Below are 1,255 nucleotides of genomic sequence, written 5' to 3'. Positions count from 1 at the left end.
TGTGGTGGTCTAATTTCCTCGGACAGGTCGATAGGAGGACAATCCGGAATCGACGAGGAAGAAAGATAGATGACAAGAAGGCGCCGACAATTTGACGCCAGCTTCAAGCTGGAAGTGGTACGGATGGTGCGAGACCAAGGATTATCGGTCAGCGAGGTTTGCCGGTCGATGGAACTTGGTGAGACGGCCGTTCGGCGCTGGATGGCGCAGTACGACGCGGAGTGCGCCGGCGGACCTGGCGTTGGCAAACCGCTGACGGCAGAACAGCAGCGCATCCGGCAATTGGAGGCGGAGAATCGGCAACTGCGCGAGGACAATACCTTGCTAAAAAAAGCGTCGGCCTTCTTTGCTCGGGAACTAAAGTGAGCTACCGCGTGGTAGCCCACTTGCAACAGGAGGCCGTATCGGTCAGTGACGCCTGCCGGGTATTGCAGGTGAGCCGCTCCGGCTACTATGCGCATCGCCGCGCCAAGCCGAGCACGAAGGCTCTGCAGGAGCAGACGCACGTCAAAGCGGCGTTTGCTGCCAGCGGCGCGAGCTACGGCAGCCGGCGTGTCATGCATGCGGTGCGGGCACAAGGGCTGCACCTTGGCCGCTACCGGATTCGTACGCTGATGCGCGCGGCGGGCTTGCGTGCGAGCTGGAAGCGTAAGTTCATATCGACGACCGACAGCAAGCACGCTCTTCCAGTGGCAGAGAACGTGCTGGATCGGCGGTTTGACGTGGCTGAACCGAATCGGGCCTGGGTATCGGACATAACCTATGTCCGCACGGCCCAGGGTTGGCTGTATCTGGCTGTCGTGCTGGACTTGTACTCGCGCAAGGTCGTGGGCTGGTCGATGGCGCCGACCATGCCGGCCGACCTGGTCATGTCGGCACTGATCATGGCGCTGCAACAGCGTCGGCCAGCGCCGGGGCTGGTGCTGCACTCGGACAGAGGCAGTCAGTACGCGAGCGCCGAGTATCAGGCTTTGCTGACACGCCATCAGATCGTTTGCAGCATGAGTCGAAAAGGCAATTGCTGGGATAACGCGGTGATGGAGCGGTTCTTCCTGAACCTGAAGATGGAGCGCGTGTGGCAGCGTCAATACGCCAACCACGACGAGGCCCGGCGCGACATCACCCAATACATCGTTGGCTTTTACAACCCGGTGCGCTTGCACTCAACCCTGGGGTATCTGACGCCCACTGCCTACGAGGCGAAATCGTCAGTGAAAGAACCTATCTGCCTGTCCGAAATTACTTGACCACTACA

Annotated in this window: 1 protein-coding gene; it reads left to right on the top strand. The window is 60.2% G+C overall.

All coding sequences use genetic code 11. The features are described from left to right. The first annotated feature begins 69 nt into the window (after nucleotides 1-69). A protein-coding gene (locus KHO22_RS32290) for an IS3 family transposase (protein WP_211951257.1) occupies nucleotides 70-1,247 on the top strand; the annotation gives its coding sequence in 2 pieces (ribosomal slippage) (nucleotides 70-337 and nucleotides 337-1,247; 1,179 coding nt in all). Nucleotides 1,248-1,255: the final 8 nt, after the last annotated feature.

It is taken from the genome of Cupriavidus yeoncheonensis (assembly GCF_905397275.1).
Lineage (GTDB): Bacteria > Pseudomonadota > Gammaproteobacteria > Burkholderiales > Burkholderiaceae > Cupriavidus > Cupriavidus yeoncheonensis.
The sequence above is the reverse complement of the archived record's forward strand: the minus strand, read 5'-3'. Positions and strand labels throughout refer to the sequence as shown.